The organism is Sphingopyxis chilensis, from assembly GCF_035930445.1.
GTDB classification, from domain to species: domain Bacteria; phylum Pseudomonadota; class Alphaproteobacteria; order Sphingomonadales; family Sphingomonadaceae; genus Sphingopyxis; species Sphingopyxis chilensis.
Map to the genome: position 1 here is coordinate 1,247,378 of NZ_CP142394.1, position 23,988 is coordinate 1,271,365.

The following is a 23,988-nucleotide window of genomic DNA, read 5'->3' on the forward strand; positions in this document are numbered from 1 at the left end:
CGGACGCCCGAGACTCGCTGTTGCCTAGATCATGGCCGGGCGGCCTCGATGACGTCGCCGAGGCGGTCCTTGCCGAAGAAAATCTCGTCGCCGACGAAGAAGGTCGGGGCGCCGAAGGCGCCGCGCGCGACCGCGCGTTCGGTGTTAGCGACCAGCTCGGCCTTGATGGCGGGATCCTGGCATTTCGCGGCGATTTCGATCCCGGGCAGGCCGGCGGCATCGAGCGCGGCGACGAACACTTCGGGATCGTCCATCTTGAGGCCCTCGCGCCACATCGCGAGATTGACCGTCTCTTCATAGGCCGGGAAGACGCCGAGATGCTGGGCGGCGACGGCGCCGCGCATCAGGTTCAGCGTATTGACCGGAAAATGGGGGTTCATCCGATAGTCGGCGATCCCGTGCCGGCGGCAATAGCGCTGGAGTTCGAGCTCCTCATAGGCGAGCTTTGCCGCGATGCCGGCAAAGGCGTCGGCGGGCGACCGGTTGCCCGTCGCCTTGAAAATCCCGCCGAGCAGGACCGGGATATGATCGAAGATGACCGGCTCGCTGGCTTCGATCTCGGGAATGACCCGCGTCACGAGATAGGAGTTCGGCGATCCGAAATCGAAGAGATATTCAATATGCGTCGTCGTCATTACCAGATTTCCCCATATGGACGGATTTCCTGCTCGAAGGTCCAGGCGGCCTGCGGCTGGTTGAAAAGATTCCAATAGGCGTCGGCGATCGCGTCCGGCGGCATCAGCCGGTCGGGATCGAGATTGTCGAGCGCTTCGCGGCCTTCGCGCTTCGCGATGATGTCGCGCACGAAGGCGGTATCGACGCCGGCATCGATGATGAGATGCGCGACATGGATCTTCTGCGGCCACAGTTCGCGCGCCATCGACTGCGCGACCGCGCGGAGGCCGAACTTCGCCGCGGCGAAAGCGGCATAGCCTGAACCGCCGCGCAGCCCCGCGGTCGCGCCGGTAAAGAAGATCTTGCCGCGGCCGCGCGGAACCATGATGCGGGCGGCCTCGCGGCCGGTGACGAAGCCCGAAAAACAGGCCATTTCCCAAACCTTGCGGAACACCCTGTCGGTTGTGTCGAGGATCGGAAAATTGACGTTCGCGCCGATGTTGAAAATCACCCCCTCGAGCGGTGCGGCTGCCTCGGCCTCGGCGAGGAAGGCGGTAACATCGTCGGGGATGCGGGCGTCGAGCCCGCGCGCCGCGACCCGTCCGCCCGCCGCTTCGATCTCATCGACGAGCGGTTGCAGCTTGTCGCCGCCGCGGCGGCCGACCTTGACGAGGAAACCCTCGCGTGCAAATCGCTTCGCGATCGCCGCTCCGATATAGTCTCCGGCGCCGATGATCGCGACCGATGCGTTTCTGGCTTTTATTGTCACGCTATTCCTTCCGCTTTTTCTTGCCCTTCGGTGGCGGAACTGCGCGCCCGAAGCTGCTTTTTGTCGACCTTGCCCGTCGCTCCGAGCGGCAGATCCTCCACAAATTCGATGACGTCGGGCATGCACCAGCGGTCGAGCCGCGCCGAGAGATGCGTGCGCATCGCGTCTTCGGACAGACGGGCCGAGGGCCGGGCCTTGATGAACAGGAGCGGCCGTTCGCCCCATTTTTCATGCGCGATCCCGATGACGGCGCAGGACTCGACCTGGGCGTGCGAGGCGGCGGCTTCCTCGATCGCGATCGAGCTGATCCATTCGCCGCCCGACTTGATTACATCCTTGGCGCGGTCGGTGATCTGCATGACCGCGTCGGGATGCACGACCGCAATATCGCCGGTGTCGAACCAGCCGCCGCCGTCGACGGCGGGCGCGTCGGCGCCGAAATAGCCCGAGACGACGCAGGGGCCGCGCACGAGGAGGCGTCCGGGGCTCGCGCCGTCCCAGGGTACCTCGCGCTCGTCCGCGCCGCGCACGCTCATCTCGACCCCGAACATGAAGCGCCCCTGCCGGGCGAAGGCGGCGAGGCGGGCTTCGTCGCCCTCGATACCGGCGGGGACGATGCCGCCGACGGTCCCCGCGGGATTGGTTTCGGTCATCCCCCAGGCGGGTTGCAGCGTCACGTCATATTCGTCGCGAAAGGCGCGGATGAGCGATGTCGGCACGGCCGACCCGGCGACGAGCAGGCGGCGGGTGTGCGTGAGGCGCGCGCCGGTCTCGCGCAGATAGGCAAGAAGCCCGGTCCAGATCGTCGGCACGCCAGCCGCCGTCGTCACCGCTTCGCGCTCCATCAACTCGAAAAGCGATGCTGGGTCGAGCCCGGGGCCGGGCAGGACGAGCCGCTTGCCGAGCATCGGCGCGATATGGCCGAAGCCCCAGCCGTTCGCATGAAAGAGCGGCACGACGGGCATCAACGTCTCGTCGGTGTTGAGTTCGAGGCCGAGGCTGATCAGCATCGCGTTGAGCAGGCAAGACCGATGCGAATAGAGAACACCCTTCGGCGCGCTCGTCGTGCCCGATGTATAGAAGAGCGAACAGGCGCGGCTCTCGGGAAAGCCGCCCCAGCCGGCATCGGGCGCGGCGCGGCCGAGATCGAGAAACTCGTCGAGGCCGAGCGCGTCTAGGCGGTTCGGCGGAACCTCGGCGCGCGGCGCGAGGACGACGAAGGTCTCGACCGATGCGAGATCGGGGGCAAGGGCCTCGGCAAGGTCGACGAAGCCCGGGTCGACGAACAGGATGCGGTCCCCGGCCTGGTTCGCGATCCAGGCCAGTTGGTCGCGCGCGAGGCGCGGATTGAGCGGGTGCGTGACCGCGCCCATTCCGGAGATGGCGTACCAGAGCGCGAGATGATGATCGCAATTGCCCGAGAGCGTCGCCACGCGGTCGCCCGCGCCGATGCCCTGCGAGGCGAGTGCGCGCGACAGGAGTCGCGCCTCTTCGGCGAGCGCGGCATAGCCGGTACGGACGATCGCGCCGCTATGCCGACGCGTCACGACTTCGATATCGGGAAACATGCGCGCGGCATGATCGATGATGCGATCGACCGTCAGCGGCCAATCCTGCATCATCCCGTCGAGCGCTGGCATTGCGGCGCCCATCACCAATCCTCGCCGAACGGGCGGATTTCGGTGCGGAAGGACCAGGCGCTTTTGGGCTGGTGCGCGACATGAAAGGCCTCGTCGGCGATGTCCGCGGGCTGGATGAAGAAATCATCGGGCTTGCCGGCGAAGCGCTCGCGCGTCCAGGGGACGTCGATTACCGCGTCGATGACGAAATAGGCGACATGGATGCCGAGCGGCCAGAGTTCGCGCGCGATCGATTCGGTGAGGATGCGCTGCGCCGCCTTGGTCGGCGCGAACCCGGCAAATCGCGCGCGGCCGCGCTCGGACGACGTATTGCCGGTGACGAGGATCGCGCCGCCTTGCGCCTTCATCCGCTCGGCGCCCCAGCGCGCCATATGATAGAGCGCCATCACGTTGACGTGGAAATTGACCTCGAGCACCGAAGGCTCGACATCGAGGAAGGATCCGATCGCGCCGCCGACCGCATTGTGAATCAGCACCTTGGGATCGCCGCCTTCGGCCGCCGCCCGATCGAGCGCTTGGGCGAGGGCGGCGGGGTCGCCGACATCGCAGCCGATGGCGATCGATCCCGGCAGTTCTTCGGCGAGCGCGTCCAGGCGGTTCGCATCGCGCGCCAGCATCGCGACGCGGTAGCCGCCCGCGTGAAAGCGCCGGGCCAGTGCGGCCCCCGTACCCGGGCCGACGCCGGTGATGATGGCAAGGGGTTTCAATGTATTTGCTCCAGGGCTTGAGAGACAAAATCGAGACGATCGTTTCCGAAGAACATCTCGTCTCCGACGAAAAAGGTCGGCGAACCGAACAGGCCGCGCTTGGCGGCGGCATCGGTCGCCTCCTCGAACGCGCGCGCAAGGTCCGGCGCATCGATGTCGCCGAGCGATGCGGGGTCGATTCCGGCGCCCTTGAGGATCGCGAATATGTCTTCGCGCGTGGCGAGCGGGGCGGGCTCGCGCCAGAGCGCTGCGAAGAGCGCGGCGACGGCGGTATCGGCGGCGCCGATGCGATCGGCCGCGATGGCCGCGCGGGGCAACCTCGTCATGTCGGCCTCGCGCATCGCGGGGTTGGGCTGAAAGGGAATGCCGTAACGCTTCGCCCAGCGCCGCATGTCGCGCTGCACATAGTCCCCCTTGGGCCGGCAGACGACGCTGGTGGGCACATTGCCCACCCGGTCCATGACGCTGAGCACGTCGAACGGGCGGTAGAGGATTTCGGCGTCCAGCGAGGGCAGCTGCGACAAGGCCAGATAGCTGTAGGGGCTGCGAAAATCGAAGTGGAACTCAATGCGTCGCATGGCTTGGCCTCCTCCTTCCGGAACGCCGACTCTCTGGCCGGTTGAGGTGAGTTAGTTCGAAAATAGAACTTGTGCAACGGCAAAAATTCGCAGACATAATGGCTAGGGACGAGAATATCTGTTGTGCCCGGTATGTCACATTCTATAATCGAACTGACATTGAGAGATGGATAGGGAGCAAGGCCAATGCGCACGAGGATTACCGACCTCTTCGAAATTCGTTATCCGATCATCCAGGGGGGTATGCACTATGTCGGCTTCGCCGAACTGGCCGCCGCCGTCGCCAACGCCGGCGGCCTCGGGCTAATCACCGCGCTCACCCAGCCGAGCCCCGCCGCACTCGCCGACGAGATCGCGCGCTGCCGCGAATTGACCGACAAGCCTTTCGGCGTGAACCTGACCTTCCTGCCGTCGGTCACGCCGCCCGACTATCCCGGCTATGTGAAGGCGATTCTCGACGGCGGGATCAAGGCGGTGGAGACGGCGGGCAACAATCCGCAGCAATGGCTGCCCGCGCTGAAGGAGGCCGGAGTCAAGGTCATCCATAAATGCACCTCGGTGCGTCACGCGCTGAAAGCCGAGGCGATCGGGTGCGACGCGGTGAGCGTCGACGGCTTCGAATGCGGCGGGCATCCGGGCGAAGATGACGTGCCGAACATGATCCTGCTGCCACGCGCCGCCGACGAGCTCAAAATTCCCTTCGTTGCCTCGGGGGGAATGGCCGATGCGCGTTCGCTGGTCGCGGCGCTCGCGATGGGCGCGGACGGCATGAACATGGGAACGCGCTTCGTCGCGACGGTCGAGGCGCCGGTGCACCAGAATGTGAAGGATGCGATCGTCGCGGCGAGCGAACTCGACACGCGGCTCGTGATGCGTCCCTTGCGCAACACCGAACGCGTGCTCGCCAACGCCGGGGTCGAACGCCTGCTCGAGAAGGAGCGCGCGCTTGGCGATGCGATCGGCTTTGCCGATATCGCGCCCGAGGTCGCGGGCGTCTATCCCCGCGTCATGCGCGACGGCGACATGGACGCAGGTGCCTGGAGTTGCGGCATGGTCGCGGGGCTCATTCACGACATTCCGACGGTCGGCGAACTCGTCGAGCGGATTATGAGCGAGGCGAGGGACATCATCGCCGGCCGGCTGGCCGGGCTGGTCGAGGAGCCGGCGCGCGCTGCGGCGTAAGCCCGCCCTCCGTTTCGCCGGGATCGCTCGATCCGCTCCTCTCGGGCGATACCGGTTTAAAGCTTCGCGCGGACCGGATGCGGCACGCGGCGTCCCCGGACCGCAACGGATATTTACGCGCCGCGCCAAGCGGGCGATCGAAAGGAAATGATATGGCGGACCATGTAAGGATCACGAAGTCGGACGGCATATTGCAGCTGGTCCTCGATCGCGCGGACAAGAAGAACGCGCTCACCGACGCCATGTATGGCGCACTTGCCGATGCATTCGCGGCAGCCGAGAGCGACCGCGAGGTGCGGGTCATCCTCATCGCCGGCGAAGGCGACATGTACACGGCGGGCAATGATGTGAGCGATTTCGCCAGCGCCGGCGCAAGCGACGCGCCGCGCAACGTTGATCGCTTCCTCCGCGCGATTGCCGGCTGTAGCCTGCCGCTCGTGGCGGCGGTCCAGGGGCGGGCGGTCGGCGTCGGCACGACCATGCTCCTCCACTGCGACTATGTGCTTCTGGCCGAAGGGACGATCCTTACCACGCCTTTCGTCAATCTCGCGCTCGTTCCCGAGGCGGCGTCGAGCCTGCTTCTTCCGCTGCGGATCGGCCACGCACGCGCTTTCGCCGCATTCGCGCTCGGCGAGCCGATCGCCGCGGCGGACGCGCATGCCTGGGGCATCGCCAACCGTGTCGTCGAACCCGCCGCGCTGCGTCCGGCTGCGCTTGAAGTGGCGTCGCGCCTGGCGCGCCAGCCGCGGGCGTCGGTCACCGCAACCAAGGCGCTCATGAAGCGGACGCTTGCGGTAGTCGATCAGATGGACTGCGAAGGCAGGGAATTTGCGGCGCGGCTGGCGAGCCCCGAGGCCAAGGAGGCTTTCGCCGCCTTCGCCGAGCGCCGGGCGCCGGATTTCTCGAAGTTCGACTGACCGGGGCGCGTCGGTACGCGCCGGTGCCACGCTCCTGCATGGGTTTTTGCCTTACGCAGGACATGTAAAATGGCGCAGTGCCGGGCGGCGGAAGTCAGGCCGCCCGCCAAGGGCGGCAGCCGACGCCGATGTCAAAGGCCTGCCGCTTCTGTGACCGGTTCGCGCGCAGGTGCCGCGCGCCGGGGCTCGGCTGGCGTGACCGCTTCGGGCCGCATGGCAGGACGGTCATCGTGTGCCGGCCCGTCGTCGGTCAGTATGTTGAACAGGAGCGGCGCCACGAGCGCGCTGATGATCGCGACCAGTACCATCGCGGCATTGGTCGCGGCATCGAAGACGCCGATCCGCGTCGCGATGTCCGAGGCTGCGACGATGAGGCTCAGGCGAACGCTGAGGAGAAGGCCTGCCGCGATCGCTTTCCGCCAGCCATGCGCGCGCGCGAGCAGCAGGGCGGGAAGCATCTTGTTGGCGAAGGCCACCGCGAGGAATCCCGGAACGAGAAGGAGCGCGGTCGGCGACGCAGCGAGCGCGGCGAGGTCGAACTTGACCCCGACGTTGATGAAGAAGAAGGGGATGATGAAGCCATAACCGATCGCCTCGATCGTCTCGCGCCGGTGACTGCCGCGTGGGATGATCCGGCCGAGCAGGAGCCCGGCGAGGAAAGCGGCGAGAACCAGTTCCGATCCCATGACCTCGGCAAGCCACGCGGCGAGGAAGAGCAACGCGAGGCTCGCACGGACCAGCGGAAGGCTCGTTCGGCTGTCGAGGCGCGCGGCTGGCACGCGCGCGAGGAGAGCCGGCAAAAGCCAGATCGCGGCGGCGGCGAGGCCGACGAGCAGGAAGCTGCCCGATGCGCCCACGGCCCGGCCGCTCACGACGATGCCGGCCAGCGCCGAAATCGCGATCATCGTGACGAAATCGGCGAGAAGTGCGGTCGAAAGGATGGTCTGCCCATATGTGCTATCGGCAAGGCGGCGTTCCTGGATGGCCGGGACGACAACGCCGACCGAGGTGGTCGAAAGAATGACCGCGTAGATCGCAAGGTGCGCGAGGGGCGTATCAGGGCCAAGCAGTATAAGGACGCCAAACCCGGCAAGCGCGACAGTCAGAAGCGACATCGCAAGCGCGAGCGCGAGCGGGCTAGCGCCGCCGCTAGTTCGCTGGCGTCCGAGCAGCATACCGAGATCGATTTCGAGGCCCGCGACCAGCATCAGCACCGCGAAGCCTATCAGCGCGAGCATGTCCATCGTGGGACCAGGGGCGAGCAGCGCAAGCCCGCTTGGACCCATGGCGATGCCGAAGGCGATCTCGAACACGAGCGCTGGGACCAGCGCCTTGGGAATCCATCGGGCGACGATCGCCGCGGCCGCGCTCCCGGCGCAGGCAAGCGCTATCGTCGAGATCATCGGCATGTCATGGCCGCATCGTCGCCGATGCTTTCCGGGAGCAACCCCGAGGCCTTGAGACGCATGATCAGGCGTTCGGCAAGCGCCCGGCGGACCGGTTGATCTTCGCGCATCTTGACCCAGGAATTGATGCTGATCCCGAAGGTGTCCATGACGCATGCCGCGGTTTGCGCGGGCAAATGGCGGCCCATATGCGCGACGAGGCGCCGGTCGAGCCTGCACATCCGGAAACTGCGCGCATCGGGCGCCCGGATGAGAAATTCCGAGAGAGGGTCGCAAGCGGCCCGTGGATGGTCGAAAGCCTTGAGCACAAGATATCCATTCATTGGCGGCAGGGACGTCGTTGGCCTGGAGCTGTCGCTGCCGGCCGAATCCGCGCGGGCTTTCGCGTAAAGCAACGTATTCGGATCGCCTAACCGCCAAATGAATAACCATTATTTGCATGGCGGATATCGCGTGCGCGAGCGAAGGTGCCGGGGCATCGTATTGGAAACGCGCGGCAGGCGGTCTTGCGGCAACCTAAAAATGCGATAATTGAAACCTCGGGACCATGAGGCCGTTCGCAGGGGCGCTGCGGCTGTTTTGCGCCGGGTGGTAATCCGGCCTCGGCACAGGCAGTGCAGGGTCCCCTCCTCGGCAGGGCCTGCACCCGGACAGGATGCGAGAGGGACCTATCCATTCATTCAGGGCTTGGTGAAGAAAGCGGCGGACTTGCCGCAATCGGCGTGGCCGAGCGGCGGAGCGCCGACCGGCACAAGGCCGTCTGCCGTATCGCTTGCGTGCTGCGAGCCGGTGATACGGGCCTCTGGCGCGTGCGCAACATATCCAACGCGGGAATGATGCACGCCGCCGACGTGCCGGTCGCGATCGTCGAAAGACTGGAGATATCGCTCTCCGAGAATGTCGGTCTCGCCGGCGACGTCGTGTGGGCCGAGAAAGGGCGCTGCGGCATTGCCTTTGCGGCTGAAATCGACGCGGCGGCGATCCTTCGTTCGCTGGCCGCCGAACAGCGCGCCGAAGGATATCGCGCGCTTCGCTTGCCCGTCGAAGCCGAGGCGATCATCACCTTGGGGGACGGCGCGCGGGCGATCGACCTTGTCGATATTTCGCATACCGGGGCGGGCTTTCGCTGCGACGTGCCGGTCGAGCCCGGCATCGAACTCGGCCTGCTCCTGCCCGGGGGCGAACTGGGGCGCCAGGCCCTCGTCCGCTGATCGCGAGATTTCCGGGGCGGCCTCTGGTTCAGGCACCCGTTGGGGCACGCTGACCTTGAAAACATCGCGCAGTTTCGGCGCTGATATGGCAGCCAAATTTCCGCATTATGGCGGCCATGGGCAGGCTGTCCGGCCTGGGCGCTGCTTGCTGCCAGGGCGCGGGGGCGCGGCCCTGGATGGGCCGATTGGCTATTGGGGCGGGAAGGCCCTGATAAACATGCTCACCAGATCGGGTATCAAGCCTTCGATATCGCCTTGGTAGGGCGGCTCGTCGGCATGGACCATGCGGAGCGTGGACACGCCCGTGAGCAAGGCGGCCAGCATGAGCACCGGCCGCGACCCCGTTGCCCGCGCGTCGACTTCCTTGAGGGCAATCGCCTCGTCGAGCGAGCGCCGGAATATCTCGAGGATGCGAATGCTCGGATCGAGCGCGTCGGGCGCCGGATAATAGCCGGGGATGGGCCGCCCGATAAGGAGTTGGGCCAGTTCCGGGTTCATGGCCGCCCATCGGTCGACCGCGCTCATCGCGTCCTGGAGCGACGTCATGCCCGGCTGCGACGCCGCGACCGCTATTTCCACCTCATGGAGAACGTCGCTTCCCGCGCGGCGATAGAGGCCGTCATATACGGCGACGAGCGAAGGAAAATATTTGTAGAGCGCAGTGGGCTGGACGCCGAGTTGGCGCGCCACGGTCGTAAGATTGAGCCCGGCGACCCCCTCCTGCCGGATCACGCTGATCGACAGATCGAGTATCTCGTTGATCGTCTCTTGCCTGCGCCGCTCTCGCAGCGGCGTAACACAGGGTTCGCTCACACGGCTGGCTTGCGCTTGGTCCATCTCTCCCCCGACATTGTCGTGCGGGTATTTGCTTATGAGCGGCAAGGTGCGGGTACTTGGTCCGATTGTCAACGATAGAATGGGCGGCCGCGACAAGCGCGCGGCCATGATTTTGCTCTGTCTATGAGCTATTCATCTATGGTTATGATGCATAACTTTGGTTATGATCCCTCACTAATGTGAATATAGATCGCATATATTGTTTTTATATACTTTAGATATTCTGAGTAAGATTCGCAAACATCAGTCAAGAATGTTTGTATTTATCTTTTTTTGTCGAATCATATTCTGCACCGCATCGAGCATTTCGACTCGAGAATTTGGTAGAGAGCGGTGCCCCAATGCGCGTGAAAATATTCCCGGAAAAATGCGTGGCTTCGGGCCAGTGCGTGATGCTTGCTCCCCAGATCTTCGATCAGGATGACGACGGCGTGGTCGTCCTTCTTCGGGACGAGGTCGACGAAGCGGACGAGGCGGGTACCCGCGCGGTGCGGGATTCGGCCCGGGTATGCCCGGCGGCCGCGATCGCGCTCGCCGCGGCGGGCGAGGAGAGCGAGAGCCCGGCGCGGGAGACGCCCGGTGCATAGCATAAGCGCCACCGCCGCGGTCCTCCGCAGCGCCGGAGCGCCTTTCACGCTCGAGCCGCTCGACCTTCCTGCGCCCGGCGCCCACGAGATACTCGTCCGGATCGTCGGCGCCGGCCTGTGTCATACCGATCTCGTGGTCCGGCACCTGCCGCCCGAATGGGCCCCGCTCCCCGCGGTGCTCGGGCATGAAGGGGCGGGCGTCGTCGAGGCCGTCGGCACCGCAGTAACCCGCGTCGCCGTGGGCGATCATGTCGTGCTGACTTATGATTCCTGCGGCTGGTGCGAGAAATGCCATACCGGCCAGCCGTCCTTCTGCGCCGAGTTCAGCGATCGCAACGAACTGGGGCTGCGGCCCGGAACAAATGGCGCGGGCCGCGATGCCGGCGGCGTGGAACTCCAGACGCGCTGGTTCGGCCAATCCTCCTTCGCAACCCACTCGCTCGCAACCGAGCGCAATGTGGTGAAGGTCGACCCGGACCTACCGCTCGAACTTCTGGGCCCGCTCGGCTGCGGGATCCAGACGGGTGCCGGCGCTGTGCTCAACGCGCTCGAGGTTCGCTTCGACAGCAGCCTTGTCGTCTTCGGAACCGGCGCGGTGGGACTGGCGGCGGTCATGGCCGCGCGCGTCGCCGGCGCGCGGACGATCATTGCCGTCGATCTCCACCCCAATCGGCTCGACCTCGCGCAGGATCTCGGCGCGACGCACTGCATCGCGGGGAATGATCCCGACATCGCCGCGCAGATCGTGGCGCTGACCGGGGGCGGGGCGACGCATGCACTCGATACGACGGCTGTGCCATCGGTGATCGCCGCCGCGCTCGGATCGCTGCGGACCCGCGGCAAGCTTGGCCTGGTCGGCGGCGGCGGCGCTCCGCTCGATCTTCCCCAGGAGGCCTTGATGGCCGGCCAGCAGATATCCTTCATCATCGAGGGAAATTCGGTCCCGCACGTCCTGATCCCGCAGCTTATCGAACTCTGGAAGGAGGGCCGTTTTCCCTTCGAACGCCTCGTCTCCTATTATCCGCTCGCCAGGATCAACGAGGCCGAGCGCGACTTCAAATCGGGCGCGGCGATCAAGCCCATTCTCCTCCCCGGCGATGCGGCCGCGGGCCCGCAGGCGGACTGACCCATGGGCCGTCGCAATCATCATGTCATCATCGGCGCCGGCGCCGCGGGGCTCGCGGCGGCCGAGACGCTTCGTCTCGAGGGCTATGGCGGCAAGCTGACCCTGGTCGGGAGCGAGGCGCTCGCGCCCTACGACCGGCCGCCGTTCTCGAAGCAGGTGCTCGCAGGGAAATGGGATGCCGCGCAATGCCTGCTGCGCGGTGCCGATTTTTACCGCGACAACGGCATCGATCTCCAACTCGGGACGAAAGCAGTCGCGCTCGACGTCGCCGGCCGCCGCCTGCTTCTGGACGGCGGCCGCGCGATCGACTTCGATGGCGCGATCATAGCGGCGGGCGTCGAACCGCGCCGGCTCCCGGTCGGCGAGGGACTTGCCGGACTATATCTGCTGCGGACTGCAGAGGATTGCTCGCGGCTGCAGGCGGCGCTCACCGGCCCGCGGCGGGTGATGGTCGTCGGCGCCGGCTTCCTCGGCACCGAGATCGCGGCGGTCCTCGCCGAAGCGGGCCAAGACGTCACGTTGGTCGACCCGCTTCCGACGCCGCTGTTTCGGCAGGTCGGGCCCGTCGTGGGCCGGATCGTGGCGAATCTGCACCGCGCGCATGGCGTCGAGGTCGTAGCGGGCGCGGGGATCTCCGACGTCGAGGGACGCGGCGGGCATGTTACGGCCGCCTTGCTGAGCAATGGCCAGCGGATCGCGACCGACCTTCTCATCATTGCGGTGGGCGCGGCGCCGGCCACCCGGTGGCTTCAATCCTCCTCGCTCGATCTTGCCGACGGCGTGGTCTGCGATGCCTGTCTGGCGGCCGCGCCGGGAGTGTATGCGGCCGGCGATATCGCATCTTGGCCGAACGGGCGATACGGCGGGCGGCGCATGCGCCTCGAGCACCGCGTCAACGCGACCGAGCAGGGCACGGCCGCTGCAAGAAACCTCCTCGGAGCGGCCGTGCCCTTCGCGCCGATCCCTTATTTCTGGTCCGATCAGTATGAGGCGAAGATCCAGGCGCATGGGCTTATCGAGGGGGCGGATGAGGCCGAGCTGATCGAAGGTTCGATCGAGGAGCGCCGTTTCGTGATGGCCTACCGCTCGCAAGGCCGGACGCAGGGTCTCTTGTCGTGGAATTTGCCGCGAAGCCTTCTTCGCCACCGCGCCGCGCTCCTCGCCGGCACTCCGGAATTCGCCGATGCGTAGCCGATGTCATCCGACCTCTACCGGGCGGCGCGTGTCCGGCCGCCGCCGGCAAGCGCCGTCATCACCGAACCAGCCACGGAATGGAAATCCCCAATGACAAGCTCAGACCTTGCCGAGCCGAGCGTGCTCAACACGATCTTTCCCTGGGAGCGCGGCACCTATGACCCGCCCGAAGCCTATTCGTGGCTGCGCGAGAACGAGCCGGTACGGCGCGTCGTCCTTCACGATGGAACGCCGGCCTGGCTGGTGACGCGCTACGACGACGTGCGCCGTATTCTTTCCGATCCGCGCGTCAGCTCGAACCAGATGCTGCCGGGCTTCCCGCAGATCGAACTCGTCCCGCGGCCGAGCGAGGAGGAAAGCACCTTTCTCAACATGGACGCCCCGATGCACACCGTCTTCCGACGCCTGATATCGAAGCATTTCGTGGTGAAGAAGCTCGATGCGATGCGCCCGCGCATCCAGGCCCTCGTCGACGAGCGTATCGACGACATGTTGAAGCGGGGCGAGCCTCTCGATTTCGTCGAGGAGATCGCGCTGCCGGTTCCCTCGACCGTCATCGCCTGGCTGCTCGGCGTGCCGCCTGCCGATCATCCCTTCTTCAATCGCGAGACCGACGCGCTGCTCGCCGCCAGCCTCGGCACGCCGGAGGCGATCGACCGGGCGACCGAGGCCTATGGGAACATCAATGCCTATGTCGACGGGCTGATCACCGCTCGCGAAGCGCTCGACGAACCTGGCGAGGATATTCTCGGCAACCTCGTGCAGGCGAGCCGCGACGGCGTGATCAAGCGGCAGGACGTCCTCAACACAGCGTGGCTCCTGCTCGTCGCCGGCCACGACACGACCGCGAACATGATTAGCCTGGGGATGCTCACGCTTCTCGAACATCCCGAGCAGCTTGCCGAGCTTCGGGCAAGGCCCGATCTCGTTCCGCAGGCGATCGAGGAATTGCTGCGCTATCTCACGATCGTGCATCTCATCGTCCTGCGCATCGCCACCGAGGACATCGAGATAGGGGGCGTGACCATCCCGGCGGGCGAAGGGATCGTGCCGCTCAACTTCTCGGCGAACCGTGACGATGCGCATTATCCCGATGCCGCCGCGCTCGATATCCACCGCGGCGCGCGCGACCATTTCGCCTTCGGCTACGGGATGCACCAGTGCGTCGGCCAGCCGCTTGCACGGATCGAACTGCAGATCGTCTTCGAAACCGTGCTCCGCCGGCTTCCGGATCTGAAGCTTGCCGTCAGCCCTGCCGACATTCCCTTCAAGAGCCACGCGAGCATCAACGGCATCGCGAGCCTGCCGGTGACTGTCTGACGAGTGTGTCGGCCGCGCCGCCGCCGCAAAGATGAATTGGAGGATGCATGATGGAAGAAATGACCACCCTCGTCACACCGCAGATGGAGGCGTCGAAGGGTGTCTGGCATTCGTTCGAGCGGTCCTTTCCGATCGCGGCCAGCGATATTCGCCGGTGGGCGATCGCGGCCTATTGGGGCGCGATGCCGCCGCGCCTGTTCTGGGACGACGATTATGCGCGGACGACGCGCTGGGGCGGGATTGTCGCGCCGGAAGATTTCAATCCCTTCGCCTGGCAGCTGCCCCGCGACCTCACCGAGGAAGAATTGCGCCTCCAGGGCGCCATTCCGGGCGAGGAGACGCGCCAGGGAGACAATATCCTGAACGGCGGGCAGGCCGACATCTTCGGCGCGCGCATGCGTCCGGGCGACGTCATTTCGAGCCGTTCGCGCCTCACGCATTGGGAGGAGCGCGAGGGCCGCAACGGGCTCACCCTATACACCTTCAACGAAACCGAATGGACGAACCAGAACCACGAGCTGGTGAAGTCGCGCGTCCTGACCCTCATCCATTATTAGGAGTTCGCCCGTGACTGCTTTCTTCGAGGACATCGCCGTCGGGGACGAAATCCCGGCTTTCGTGCGAAAGACGACCTTCATGGAATGGAACCGCTTCGCCGCGGTGAACGAGGAATTCGTCTACGTCCATATGGACGACGAGGCGGGCCGCGCCGCGGGCCAGCCGGGCGCATTCGGCATGGGCAATCTGCGCTGGGCCTATATCCTCAATGCGCTACGCGACTGGATGGGGGACGAGGGCGAGATCAGGGAACTGACGATGCAGTTCCGCGCCATCAACCAGAAGGATGACATTCTCACCACCTCGGCGCGGGTCGTCGAAAAGTCCGACGACACCGACGGCGCCGCCCTCGTCCATCTCGCCATCGATGTCGTCAACCAGGACGGCAAGGGCACCTCGCCCGGCCGGGCGCTCGTCGCCGTGCCGTCGCGGACGCGCGCTTCCGCGCGCTCCGGGCAATAGACCAGGAGAGGTCGCAGCAAATGGACGCACTGGGCGATATTCGCGTGATCGAACTGGCGACGGGTGTCGCGGGCCCGATCGTCGGCATGTTTTTCTCGGATTTCGGCGCCGACGTCGTCAAGGTCGAGCTTCCGGGCGGCGACCCCGAGCGCGGCGCGCCGGGTTTTCCGATGTGGAATCGCGGCAAGCGGGGCGTCGTCGTCGATCCCGCATCGCCGGGCGACCTTGCCTGGCTGCGCGAGCAGATCCGCGGCGCCGACATCGTCATCACGCGGGGCGGCGACGAGCTTGCGGCCTTCGGATTCGACGGCATCGCCCTGGTCGAGGAGCAGCCGTGCCTCGTCCTGCTCGAGCTGCCGACCTATCTTGCGGGCCATTGTCCCTGGGCGGGGGGCATTGAGTCCGCGGCGCTCCTTGGCGCTTATGGCGGGCAGTTCGCGCGCCAGTCCTCGGTTTCGGGCGAGCCGGTCGAATCGGTCTATCAGACATTGCTCTATGCCCATGGGCTGTGGGCGTCGGTCTGCGCCGTGTCGGCGCTCGTCGAACGCGAGGCTTCGGGCTTCGGCCAGCGGGTGATCGTATCGGGCATCAACGCCTTGCAGCAGCTCACGATGATCTCGCTGGTCGTCGATCCGAACGCCGACGATCCGGACACGGCGGTGGGCGGGGCGGGGCGGCATCCGACCTATTCGCGCCTCGTCGCCGGCGACGGCAAATGGTTCACCAGCGGCGCGCTCGGTCCCCGGTTCGAAGCGCTGTTCATGGAGGCGATCGGGCTGGGGACGATCGCGGACGATGCGCGGCTTGGCGGCCAGCTTGCGAACATGCTCGCGCCCGAAAATATCGGGTGGGTCCAAAAGGCAGTCGACGAGGCGGTCCGCAAGCAGCCGCGCCAGCATTGGCTCGATCGCCTCGACGCGCTTGGCATACCGGCAGGTCCGATCGATAGCCGCGACGCCTGGCTCGATCATCCGCAGGTCGCCGCCATGGGCATGCGCGTCGAACTCGAGGATCCCGACCGCGGGCCCGTCGTCATGCCCGGCATCCCGATCAATCTGACCGCGACGCCCGGCGCGGTGCGCGGACCCGCGCCGGCGCATGGCGAGCATGATGGCCGTATCGAGCCATGGGATAGCTCGACAACGGGCGGCCCGCACGCGCGCCCCGCGGTGCGGCCGGGACCCCTGTCGGGCTTCCGGATCGTCAACAGCGGGCCTTTTCTGGCGAGCCCCTATGCGGGTTGCCTGCTCTCGGCGCTCGGCGCCGATGTCATCAAGGTCGAGCCGGTGCTCGGCGATCCGTTTCGCAAGGCGGCGTTCGGCGCGAACCGGGGGATGCGGAGCCTCGCGATCGACCTTAAGAACCCCGACAGCATCCAGGCCTTCTACAAGCTTATCGCCAATGCCGATGCCTTCATCGATGGCTTCCGGCCGGGCGTTACCAGGGAGCTGGGGATCGACTATGAGCGGCTGACGGCGATCAACCCCGGGCTCGTCACCATGTCGCTCTCGGCCTTTGGCGAGACGGGCCCGCTCGGCGGCCGCGGCGGGGTCGACATGGTGCTCCAAGGCATGGCGGGCATGATGGCGGCGGAGGGCGGCGACGGCGAACCGATCGTGAACACCATCTCGGTCTGCGATATCAGCACCGCCTCGGTTTCGGCGCTGACGATCTGCCTCGCGCTCTTCCACCGGCTTCGCACCGGCGAGGGGCAGCGCAGCTGGGATACGCTTCTCGGGACCGCGACCTATCTCCAGTCGGCCGAGATCATCCGGTTCGAGGGCCGCGCGCCCGCGGCGACCGGCGGCGCCGACTATCGGGGATCCTGTCCCCATAATCGGATGTACCGCGCGAGCGACGGATGGATCCGGATCGCCGCGCCACCGGGCGATGGCGCGGCACGGATCGCGGCCGCGCTCGGGCTGTCCGAACAGGCGCTAATCGAGGGAGACGCCGCCGCTGCGATCGGCGGCGCGGTCGCCGGGCTGGAGCGGGGCGCGGCCGCGCGCCTCTTCAACGCGGCAGGCGTGCCCGCGGCCGCGGTGCGCAAGGTCACCGAAGTGCTCCGCGACCCGCGCCTCGGCGAAGCCGGCTTCGCCCATGTCTATCCCTCGGATGCCGGCGGCTATATTTCGACCCCCGGACGCATGGCGTCGTTCAGCCGCACCGAAATGCGCTCGGTGCTGAAGCCCCCGGGCATCGGCGAGCATAGCGTCAGAATTCTCGAGGATGCGGGCGTCGAGCCCGACGCGATCGCGCATCTGCTGGCGACCGGCGGGATCGCGGTCGGCGGCCCGATGCCGCAGGTCCTGCCGCATGCCTATCGCTGAATCCGCCCGATCGAGAAGGAAGACCAAGTGACCCAAATCGGAATGACCATCAACGGCCGAACGGTGCAGGCGGATAGCCGTTTCGCGGTGATCGACCCCGCAACTGGCGAACCCTTTGCCGAGGCCCCCGCCGCGAGCGCGCGCCAACTCGACGAGGCGATGGCGAGCGCCGAAAGCGCTTTTGCGGCCTGGCGCCGCGACGAGGCTTTCCGGCGCCGGGCGCTGCGCGACGCAGCGAAGCTGATGCTCGAGATCGCCCCCGCGATCGGGCGCGTGCTCGCCCAGGAGCAGGGCAAGCCGCTTGCCGACACCGGCATCGAATTCGAGGCGGCGGCTGAATGGCTCTCTTACTATGCCGATCTCGAGCTTGCGCCCGAGATCGTCCAGAACGACGCGCTCGCCTTTGCCGAGATCGTCCGCCGTCCCTTGGGCGTGGTGGCCGGGATCACACCCTGGAACTATCCGATTGCGCTCGCCTTCTGGAAGATCGCGCCAGCGCTCCGGGCGGGCAATACGATCGTCCTCAAGCCGTCGCCCTATACGCCGCTGTCGACGTTGATGGTCGGTGAAGCCCTGCAGGCGGTGCTTCCGCCCGGCGTCGTCAACATCATATCGGGACCCGATCCGCTCGGTGCGCAAATGACCGCGCACCGGGTCCCGCGCAAGGTCACGTTCACCGGGTCGACAGCGACGGGCATGAAGGTGATGGCGGCGGCCGCGGCGGATCTCAAGCGGGTGACGCTCGAACTCGGCGGAAACGATCCGGCGATCATCCTCGACGACGTCGATATCGACGCGGTTGCCGACGACCTCTTCTGGGGCGGCTTCTACAACAACGGCCAGGTCTGCGTGGCGATCAAGCGCATCTATGCGCATCAAAGCGTTCACGCCCGGCTTGTCGAAGCGCTCGCCGAGCGCGCGCGGGCGGTCGCGGTCGGCGCCTGGAACGAAGACGGGGCGGTTCTCGGCCCGCTCAACAACAAGGCGCAGTTCGACCGCGTCTCGCTGCTCGTCGCCGAGGCTCTCGCGACGGGCGCACGCGCCGCCGCGGGCGGGGCGGCGGTGGACCGCCCGGGCTATTTCTACCAGCCGACGATCCTCACCGATCTCGACGAGGGCGCGCGCGTCGTGACCGAGGAGCAGTTCGGTCCCGTGCTTCCCGTTCTCCCCTTTTCCGACATCGGCGATGCGCTCGCGCGTGCCAACGCCGGCATGCACGGGCTGACCGCGTCGGTCTGGTCTTCCGACCCGCTACGCGCCGCCGAGGTCGGCCTCGGGATCGAAGCCGGGCAGGTTCAGGTGAACGGCCACGCGATGGGCCTGCAGCCGCACCTCCCGTTCGGCGGCCGCAAATGGAGCGGCGTCGGCGTCGAGAACGGCCCCTGGGGGCTTCATGGCTTCACCGACATCCAGCTTTTGTATGCGCCGCCGCGGGCCGCGGCATGACGATTCGAACCACAAAAAAGCAAAGGGAATATCATGGGAGCACTTGAAGGACGCGTCGCAATTATCACCGGAGCCGGACGCGGCATCGGCGCAGCGATTGCTCGCCGCTATGCGGCGGAGGGAGCGAAGGTCGTGATCAACGATCTGGGCGGCGATACGACGGGCGAGGGCAGCGATGCAGGGCCCGCCACCGTTGTTGCGCAGGAAATCATCGCCGCGGGCGGCGAAGCGATCGCCGACGGCGGCGATATCGCCGACGTCGCGACGGGCGAGAGGCTCGTCAGGCTCGCGGTCGAGACGTTCGGCAAGCTCGACATCGTCGTCAATGTGGCGGGCATCCTGCGCGACCGGATGATCTTCAATCTCGACGAGGCGGACTGGGATGCAGTTATCCGCGTTCATCTTAAAGGGCATTATGCGACGATCAAGCCCGCCGCGGCCTATTGGCGCTCGCTCCGCAATCCCGACGGCGAGTTCCGGATCATCAACTTTACCTCGGCCTCGGGCCTCCACGGGTCGCCGGGCCAGCCCAATTATGCGGCGGCGAAGATGGGCGTCGTCGGCCTGACGATGTCACTCGCGAACGGCCTTGCTCGTTATGGCATCACCGTGAATGCGATCGCGCCCGGCGCGACGACGCGTCTGACTGGCACCGTCGCCGACGACAAGAATGTCGACGGGCCAGCGCGCGCGGACGACCCCTATACGCCCGAGCGGGTCGCGCCGATCGTCGTGTTTCTGGGATCGACCGAATCCGGCTGGATGTCGGGACGAACGATCGGCGCCGCGGGCGACGAGCTCATGCTCTACAATATCCCCGAAATGATCAAGACGATCGACGGTGTCACCGACCTCGATCCCGCCGATCTCGCGGCGAAGGTCGAAAAGGAATTCCGGCCGCTCGCCGACGGGCTCGCGCCGACGGTCTATTTCGATGCCCAGATGTAGCGGCGCCCTGTCGGGGCGGCCAATCCGGGCCGCCCGCCGGCATGCATGACCAAATGACGATGCACGGAGAATATGATGTCCATCGGGCCAATTCCTGAACCCACTCCCGAAACCCTGGCCTTCTGGCAAGGGACGGCGGCGGGCGAGCTTCGCATCCAGCGATGCCGCGCGTGCGAGAATTTCTATTTCTATCCGAGGCCCTTCTGTCCGAAGTGCAACTCGGACGAGGTCGAGTGGCAGCCGGTGTCGGGCAAGGCGCAGCTGGCCTCCTATATCATCAACTATCGGCCCTATGAGGATTTCCAGACCGAGGAACCCCAGATCATCGCGCTGGTGACGCTCGCGGAGGGGCCGCGGATGTGCACCAATATCGTCGGCGTCGCCCCCGATCCCGACCAGCTTCCGCTCGGTCTCGCGCTACAGGTCGCCTTCGAGCCGCGGGGCGAGCAGTTCCTCCCCGTCTTCAAGCCGGCGAGGAGCTGACCTATGGCGATGATGTCACCCAATGGCGGCCATATCGCCATCGTCGGTGCCTCGGAATCCTCGCGGATCGGGGTCGTTCCCGACATGTCGATGATCCAGTTGCACGCCGATGCGGCGCGCCTCGCGCTCGAAGACGCGGGCCTGACGCCGGCCGATGTCGACGGGATAGCCACTGCCGAAACCCAGGTCATCGAGGTCGCCGCGATGCTCGGCATCCGCCCGCGGTGGATGGACGGCACGACGATCGGCGGTTGCAGCTTTCTCGCCCACGTCCGTCATGCCGCCGCGGCCATCGCGACGGGACAGGCCGATGTCGTCCTGATCACCCACGGCGAGTCCGGCCGCTCGTGGGTCGGGATGCCCAATTATTCGATGAACCCGCGCGGCCCCGACGGCCAGTTCGAGCAGCCTTTCGGTGCGATCACCCCCTATTCGCTGTTCACGCTGCCGGCGCTCGCCTTCCTCGAGGCGCGGGGCATGAGCCAGCGCGACCTCGCCGAAGTCGTCGTGGCGCAGCGCGAATGGGCCATCCCGAACGAGCGTGCGCAGCGCCGCAGCGCCGTCACCGTGGACGAGGTGCTCGCGGGTCCCCGCGTCGCTTATCCGTTCACGCGGGACATGTGCTGCGTGGTCACCGACGGTGGCGGCGCGCTGGTGCTGGTCAGCGCCGAGCGGGCTCGCGATCTTCCGAGCCGCGACAGGGCGGTCTACCTGCTCGGCTCGGGCGAGGCCTGCGAGAGCGTGCTCGTGTCGCAAATGGACGATCTCACCTCGTTCGGCTCGTTCCGCCGGGCGAGCGCCGAGGCATTCGCGACCGCCGGGGTCGGCCATGCCGATATCGACCATGCCATGTTCTACGACGCCTTTGCGCATCTCCCGCTCTACATGCTCGAAGATACGGGCTTCGTGAGCTTCGGGGAGTCGGGCGGCTTCTTCGCGGACGGGCACACGCGGCCCGGCGGGCGTCTCCCCGTCAACACGCAGGGCGGCGGCATGTCCTACTCGCATTCCGGGATGTACGGGATGTTCGCCATCCAGGAATCGATGCGGCAACTGCGCGGCGAGGCGGTGGTCCAGGTACCCGGCATCGAGACGAGCTTCGTCCAGGGGGTGGGCGGTCTCTTCTGGTCGGCCGCCTCGCTCATTCTTTCGAACCGACAGCCTTAAGCGAGACGCCATTGATCACATAACGCAAACCGGGCGCGAAGGGGGCAAACTCCTCGAAGGCCCATCATGGGAGAGGGATTATGACGAGATTATTCTATAGCCTGTTGTGCGGTGTCGGCGGCTTCGCCCTCGCGGGCCAGGCGCTGGCGCAGGATGGGGAACCGCGGCCGGCATCCGCGCCCGAGCGAGCGCCGCAGACGGAGGCGAGCGAAGACGACATCGTCGTGACGGCGCTGCGCCGGTCCGAAAATCTCCAGGATGTTCCGGTCTCGGTCTCCGCGCTTGGCGGCGAGGCGCTCGAGAAACAGCGACTGATGCAGGTCAGTGATCTCGCCGGTTCCATTCCCAACCTCCAGGCATCTACCGTGGCGGGCGATGGGCTGGCGATCTTCTCGCTGCGCGGCGTCTCGATGTCCGACTTCAGCTTCAACCAGCAGGGTCCCGTCGCGACCTATTTCGACGAGGTCTACAAGGGCAGCTTTCCGCTCCTCCCGCTCGCGATGTTCGACCTCGAACGCGTCGAGGTGCTGCGCGGACCGCAGGGCACGCTCTACGGCAAGAACACCACAGGAGGCGCGATCAATTTCATCAGCCGCAAGCCCGGCTACGACACCGAGGCTTATCTGAGGATCGGCTATGGCAATTACGACCGTATCGACGCCGAGGGCGCGGTACAGACCGCGCTTGGCGACAAGGCGGCGGCGCGCATCGCCTTCACCTTCGCGCGCGCAGACGGCTGGTTTAAGAATCTGCTTCCGGGCAAGCCCGCGGGAAGCGCGGTACGCCAATATGGCGTTCGTGCGTCGTTCCTCCTCGAGCCGAGCGACGATCTCGATTTCGTCCTGCGGCTTTCGACCAGCCTCCAGAATCCGATCGAATATGGCATTTTGGGGCGTCCCGTGGGAACCGCCGGCATCGGCGGCGGCGTCTATGAAATGTTCGGCGGCGCGAGCTATTTCAGGACCGGGCTCGGGCGCCGCGAAACCGAAAGCGACAATGTCGGGCGGCACCGGCACCGCACCTATGGCGCCTCCTTCACCGGAAACTGGCATGTCTCGGACAGCCTGACGGTCACGTCGGTGAGTTCCTACGATTATGGCAAGCTCTTTGTGCTCGACGAGGGCGACGGCACGCCGCTGCGCGTGCTCGAGGCCGATCTGCGGGGCTCGGGCCGGCAATTCTCGCAGGACTTGCGGTTGTCGAGCGATTCCGACGGCCCGTTCAACTTCATTCTCGGCGCCTATTATAATTATGAGAAACTTCGCAACGCGACGAGCGCGGGCTTCTACAGCGATATCGATGTGAATGGCGATGGCGCGCTCGATGCGGACGATTGCGTGGACAGCGCCTTCGCCGTCTCCTGCATCTACCGCAATCGCTATGCCCAGGTCCGCAAGAGCGCTGCAGTCTACAGCGACGTGAACTATAAATTGTCGGATCAAGTCGTCCTGCGTGGCGGGCTGCGTTACACGCGCGATGTGGGAAATGTGAGAGGCTATTCGGCGCAGATAGAGGGTCCCGACGGCACGCCGATCGTCAACACGATTCCCGGCGACGATCCGTTCGATTTCGGCGCCGCGGCAAGCGCGCGCTTTCGCAAGGGCATCGTGACGGGCAAGGTGGGCATCGATTTCAAGACCGCCGATGACGATCTCCTCTATGCAAGCTTCAGCCGTGGCTACCGGGCGAACGCCTTCAACGCGCAAGCCTATTTTTCGCCGACGGAATTGAATGTCGCCGATCCCGAAACGGTCAATGCCTACGAACTGGGCTTCAAGACCCGCTTCCTCGATCGTGCTGTCACCTTGAACGGCGCGATCTTCTATTACGACTATCGAAGCCAGCAGGCGATCAGCGTGGACTCCACCACGCACACCCAGTCGCTCATCAATATCCCGAAGTCACGGATATTCGGGGGCGAACTGGAACTCGTCGTCCGTCCCGTCGACGGGGTGCGGATCAACGCGGGTCTTGGGCTCCTCAGTACCAAGATACGGGAAGGAACCCTCACGGGTGTATCGCTCGAAGGCAACAGATTGCCGAATGCGCCTAAGGTCGGTCTTTCGGTGGGGCTCGACTGGGACGTAATCGAGACCCGTAACGGCAAGCTGAGCTGGGGGGTGAACGGCAGCTACACCTCGAAGCAATATTTCGATCTGTTCAACACCGATCGTACCGCCCAGAAGGGCTATGTCCTCGTCAACAGCAACCTTACCTACCGCTTCGCCGACGATCGCTATGGCATCGGTATCTGGGCCAAGAATATCTTCGACAAATATTATGCGCGATATACGCTCGACCTGTCGGGGGCCGGCTTCGACTATGTTCATCTCGGCGATCCGCGCACCTACGGTGTCTCGCTCGACGCCAAATTCTGATGCGCCGCGATGGCCGGGTGAGCAGGGCACGGTCATCGCGGACCGACCGTTCTCGCCCGGAGCGGCATTCGGGGGGAAGCTCCTGCTCCCGGACATATCCGGATCGCGAGACGGGCGGCGCGGGGAC

At 65.9% G+C, this 23,988-nt stretch carries 23 protein-coding genes; 15 read left to right on the plus strand and 8 right to left on the minus strand.

Features of this window, described 5'->3' with window-relative positions; all coding sequences use genetic code 11:
• Positions 1-29 precede the first annotated feature (29 nt).
• Genes VSX79_RS05615 through VSX79_RS05635 form a run of 5 tightly spaced genes read right to left on the minus strand, consistent with a single transcriptional unit; the run spans position 30 to position 4,309 of the window.
• On the minus strand, positions 30-635 hold the full coding sequence (locus tag VSX79_RS05615) for a 2-hydroxychromene-2-carboxylate isomerase (protein ID WP_326914712.1): 606 nt from the start codon (positions 633-635) through the stop codon (positions 30-32).
• A complete protein-coding gene (locus VSX79_RS05620) occupies positions 635-1,384 on the minus strand; it encodes an SDR family NAD(P)-dependent oxidoreductase (protein WP_326914713.1) in 750 nt (249 codons plus the stop codon). The genes VSX79_RS05615 and VSX79_RS05620 overlap by 1 nt, the downstream gene beginning before the upstream one ends.
• On the minus strand, positions 1,381-3,036 hold the full coding sequence (locus tag VSX79_RS05625; RefSeq protein WP_326914714.1) for a long-chain-fatty-acid--CoA ligase: 1,656 nt from the start codon (positions 3,034-3,036) through the stop codon (positions 1,381-1,383). Before VSX79_RS05625 ends, VSX79_RS05620 begins: the two co-directional genes overlap by 4 nt.
• A complete protein-coding gene (locus tag VSX79_RS05630) occupies positions 3,036-3,731 on the minus strand; it encodes an SDR family NAD(P)-dependent oxidoreductase (RefSeq protein ID WP_326914715.1) in 696 nt (231 codons plus the stop codon). The genes VSX79_RS05625 and VSX79_RS05630 overlap by 1 nt, the downstream gene beginning before the upstream one ends.
• Complete coding sequence (locus tag VSX79_RS05635; RefSeq protein WP_326914716.1) at positions 3,728-4,309, minus strand: 2-hydroxychromene-2-carboxylate isomerase; 582 nt, start codon at positions 4,307-4,309, stop codon at positions 3,728-3,730. The genes VSX79_RS05630 and VSX79_RS05635 overlap by 4 nt, the downstream gene beginning before the upstream one ends.
• Before the next feature lie 186 nt (positions 4,310-4,495).
• On the opposite strand from VSX79_RS05635, the gene VSX79_RS05640 reads away from it, so the two are divergent.
• Positions 4,496-5,491 (plus strand): NAD(P)H-dependent flavin oxidoreductase, encoded by a 996-nt coding sequence (locus VSX79_RS05640; RefSeq protein ID WP_326914717.1) that lies wholly within the window; start codon positions 4,496-4,498, stop codon positions 5,489-5,491.
• Between the two features lie 152 nt (positions 5,492-5,643).
• The gene (locus VSX79_RS05645; protein WP_326914718.1) at positions 5,644-6,408 is read left to right on the plus strand and encodes an enoyl-CoA hydratase-related protein; all 765 of its coding nucleotides are present in this window, start codon (positions 5,644-5,646) and stop codon (positions 6,406-6,408) included.
• A 131-nt stretch (positions 6,409-6,539) separates the two neighbouring features.
• On the opposite strand, the gene VSX79_RS05650 is transcribed toward VSX79_RS05645, so the two are convergent.
• Complete coding sequence (locus VSX79_RS05650; RefSeq protein ID WP_326914719.1) at positions 6,540-7,811, minus strand: cation:proton antiporter; 1,272 nt, start codon at positions 7,809-7,811, stop codon at positions 6,540-6,542.
• The gene (locus tag VSX79_RS05655; RefSeq protein WP_326914720.1) at positions 7,808-8,122 is read right to left on the minus strand and encodes a hypothetical protein; all 315 of its coding nucleotides are present in this window, start codon (positions 8,120-8,122) and stop codon (positions 7,808-7,810) included. Before VSX79_RS05655 ends, VSX79_RS05650 begins: the two co-directional genes overlap by 4 nt.
• Before the next feature lie 468 nt (positions 8,123-8,590).
• Here VSX79_RS05655 and VSX79_RS05660 point away from each other — a divergent pair, with 468 nt between their 5' ends.
• A complete protein-coding gene (locus VSX79_RS05660; protein WP_326915224.1) occupies positions 8,591-9,025 on the plus strand; it encodes a PilZ domain-containing protein in 435 nt (144 codons plus the stop codon).
• A 189-nt stretch (positions 9,026-9,214) separates the two neighbouring features.
• On the opposite strand, the gene VSX79_RS05665 is transcribed toward VSX79_RS05660, so the two are convergent.
• The gene (locus VSX79_RS05665) at positions 9,215-9,970 is read right to left on the minus strand and encodes a TetR/AcrR family transcriptional regulator (RefSeq protein WP_326914721.1); all 756 of its coding nucleotides are present in this window, start codon (positions 9,968-9,970) and stop codon (positions 9,215-9,217) included.
• Positions 9,971-10,203: 233 nt separating this feature from the next.
• Here VSX79_RS05665 and VSX79_RS05670 point away from each other — a divergent pair, with 233 nt between their 5' ends.
• From VSX79_RS05670 to VSX79_RS05725, 12 genes are all read left to right on the plus strand, one after another.
• Entirely contained in the window at positions 10,204-10,449 is a 246-nt protein-coding gene (locus VSX79_RS05670; protein ID WP_326914722.1) for a ferredoxin, read from the plus strand.
• A 1-nt stretch (position 10,450) separates the two neighbouring features.
• Positions 10,451-11,575, plus strand: a complete 1,125-nt coding sequence (locus VSX79_RS05675; protein ID WP_326915225.1) for an NAD(P)-dependent alcohol dehydrogenase — start codon at positions 10,451-10,453, stop codon at positions 11,573-11,575.
• Between the two features lie 3 nt (positions 11,576-11,578).
• Positions 11,579-12,766, plus strand: a complete 1,188-nt coding sequence (locus VSX79_RS05680) for an NAD(P)/FAD-dependent oxidoreductase (RefSeq protein WP_326914723.1) — start codon at positions 11,579-11,581, stop codon at positions 12,764-12,766.
• A gap of 93 nt (positions 12,767-12,859) precedes the next feature.
• Positions 12,860-14,089 carry a cytochrome P450 gene (locus VSX79_RS05685; protein ID WP_326914724.1) on the plus strand — a complete coding sequence of 410 codons (1,230 nt, stop codon included), beginning with the start codon at positions 12,860-12,862 and terminating at the stop codon, positions 14,087-14,089.
• 47 nt (positions 14,090-14,136) lie between these two features.
• Complete coding sequence (locus VSX79_RS05690) at positions 14,137-14,646, plus strand: FAS1-like dehydratase domain-containing protein (protein ID WP_326914725.1); 510 nt, start codon at positions 14,137-14,139, stop codon at positions 14,644-14,646.
• 10 nt (positions 14,647-14,656) lie between these two features.
• A complete protein-coding gene (locus VSX79_RS05695) occupies positions 14,657-15,109 on the plus strand; it encodes a hotdog family protein (RefSeq protein WP_326914726.1) in 453 nt (150 codons plus the stop codon).
• Positions 15,110-15,129: 20 nt separating this feature from the next.
• Entirely contained in the window at positions 15,130-17,439 is a 2,310-nt protein-coding gene (locus VSX79_RS05700; protein ID WP_326914727.1) for a CaiB/BaiF CoA-transferase family protein, read from the plus strand.
• 27 nt (positions 17,440-17,466) lie between these two features.
• Positions 17,467-18,885, plus strand: coding sequence for an aldehyde dehydrogenase family protein (locus tag VSX79_RS05705; protein WP_326914728.1), 1,419 nt, complete (start codon positions 17,467-17,469; stop codon positions 18,883-18,885).
• A gap of 33 nt (positions 18,886-18,918) precedes the next feature.
• Positions 18,919-19,833 (plus strand): SDR family NAD(P)-dependent oxidoreductase, encoded by a 915-nt coding sequence (locus tag VSX79_RS05710; RefSeq protein WP_326914729.1) that lies wholly within the window; start codon positions 18,919-18,921, stop codon positions 19,831-19,833.
• A gap of 75 nt (positions 19,834-19,908) precedes the next feature.
• Positions 19,909-20,316 (plus strand): Zn-ribbon domain-containing OB-fold protein, encoded by a 408-nt coding sequence (locus VSX79_RS05715; RefSeq protein ID WP_326914730.1) that lies wholly within the window; start codon positions 19,909-19,911, stop codon positions 20,314-20,316.
• 3 nt (positions 20,317-20,319) lie between these two features.
• Entirely contained in the window at positions 20,320-21,483 is a 1,164-nt protein-coding gene (locus VSX79_RS05720) for a thiolase C-terminal domain-containing protein (protein ID WP_326914731.1), read from the plus strand.
• 80 nt (positions 21,484-21,563) lie between these two features.
• Complete coding sequence (locus VSX79_RS05725) at positions 21,564-23,861, plus strand: TonB-dependent receptor (protein WP_326914732.1); 2,298 nt, start codon at positions 21,564-21,566, stop codon at positions 23,859-23,861.
• Positions 23,862-23,988: the final 127 nt, after the last annotated feature.

Excerpts from the sequence above, each read along its gene's own strand:
- VSX79_RS05615 (WP_326914712.1), bottom strand. The coding sequence starts at position 635 with ATGACGACGACGCATATTGAATATCTCTTCGATTTCGGATCGCCGAAC.
- VSX79_RS05625 (WP_326914714.1), bottom strand. The coding sequence starts at position 3,036 with ATGGGCGCCGCAATGCCAGCGCTCGACGGGATGATGCAGGATTGGCCG.
- VSX79_RS05635 (WP_326914716.1), bottom strand. The coding sequence starts at position 4,309 with ATGCGACGCATTGAGTTCCACTTCGATTTTCGCAGCCCCTACAGCTAT.
- VSX79_RS05640 (WP_326914717.1), top strand. The coding sequence starts at position 4,496 with ATGCGCACGAGGATTACCGACCTCTTCGAAATTCGTTATCCGATCATC.
- VSX79_RS05645 (WP_326914718.1), top strand. The coding sequence starts at position 5,644 with ATGGCGGACCATGTAAGGATCACGAAGTCGGACGGCATATTGCAGCTG.
- VSX79_RS05650 (WP_326914719.1), bottom strand. The coding sequence starts at position 7,811 with ATGATCTCGACGATAGCGCTTGCCTGCGCCGGGAGCGCGGCCGCGGCG.
- VSX79_RS05665 (WP_326914721.1), bottom strand. The coding sequence starts at position 9,970 with ATGGCCGCGCGCTTGTCGCGGCCGCCCATTCTATCGTTGACAATCGGA.
- VSX79_RS05670 (WP_326914722.1), top strand. The coding sequence starts at position 10,204 with ATGCGCGTGAAAATATTCCCGGAAAAATGCGTGGCTTCGGGCCAGTGC.
- VSX79_RS05680 (WP_326914723.1), top strand. The coding sequence starts at position 11,579 with ATGGGCCGTCGCAATCATCATGTCATCATCGGCGCCGGCGCCGCGGGG.
- VSX79_RS05685 (WP_326914724.1), top strand. The coding sequence starts at position 12,860 with ATGACAAGCTCAGACCTTGCCGAGCCGAGCGTGCTCAACACGATCTTT.
- VSX79_RS05690 (WP_326914725.1), top strand. The coding sequence starts at position 14,137 with ATGATGGAAGAAATGACCACCCTCGTCACACCGCAGATGGAGGCGTCG.
- VSX79_RS05700 (WP_326914727.1), top strand. The coding sequence starts at position 15,130 with ATGGACGCACTGGGCGATATTCGCGTGATCGAACTGGCGACGGGTGTC.
- VSX79_RS05710 (WP_326914729.1), top strand. The coding sequence starts at position 18,919 with ATGGGAGCACTTGAAGGACGCGTCGCAATTATCACCGGAGCCGGACGC.
- VSX79_RS05715 (WP_326914730.1), top strand. The coding sequence starts at position 19,909 with ATGTCCATCGGGCCAATTCCTGAACCCACTCCCGAAACCCTGGCCTTC.
- VSX79_RS05720 (WP_326914731.1), top strand. The coding sequence starts at position 20,320 with ATGGCGATGATGTCACCCAATGGCGGCCATATCGCCATCGTCGGTGCC.
- VSX79_RS05725 (WP_326914732.1), top strand. The coding sequence starts at position 21,564 with ATGACGAGATTATTCTATAGCCTGTTGTGCGGTGTCGGCGGCTTCGCC.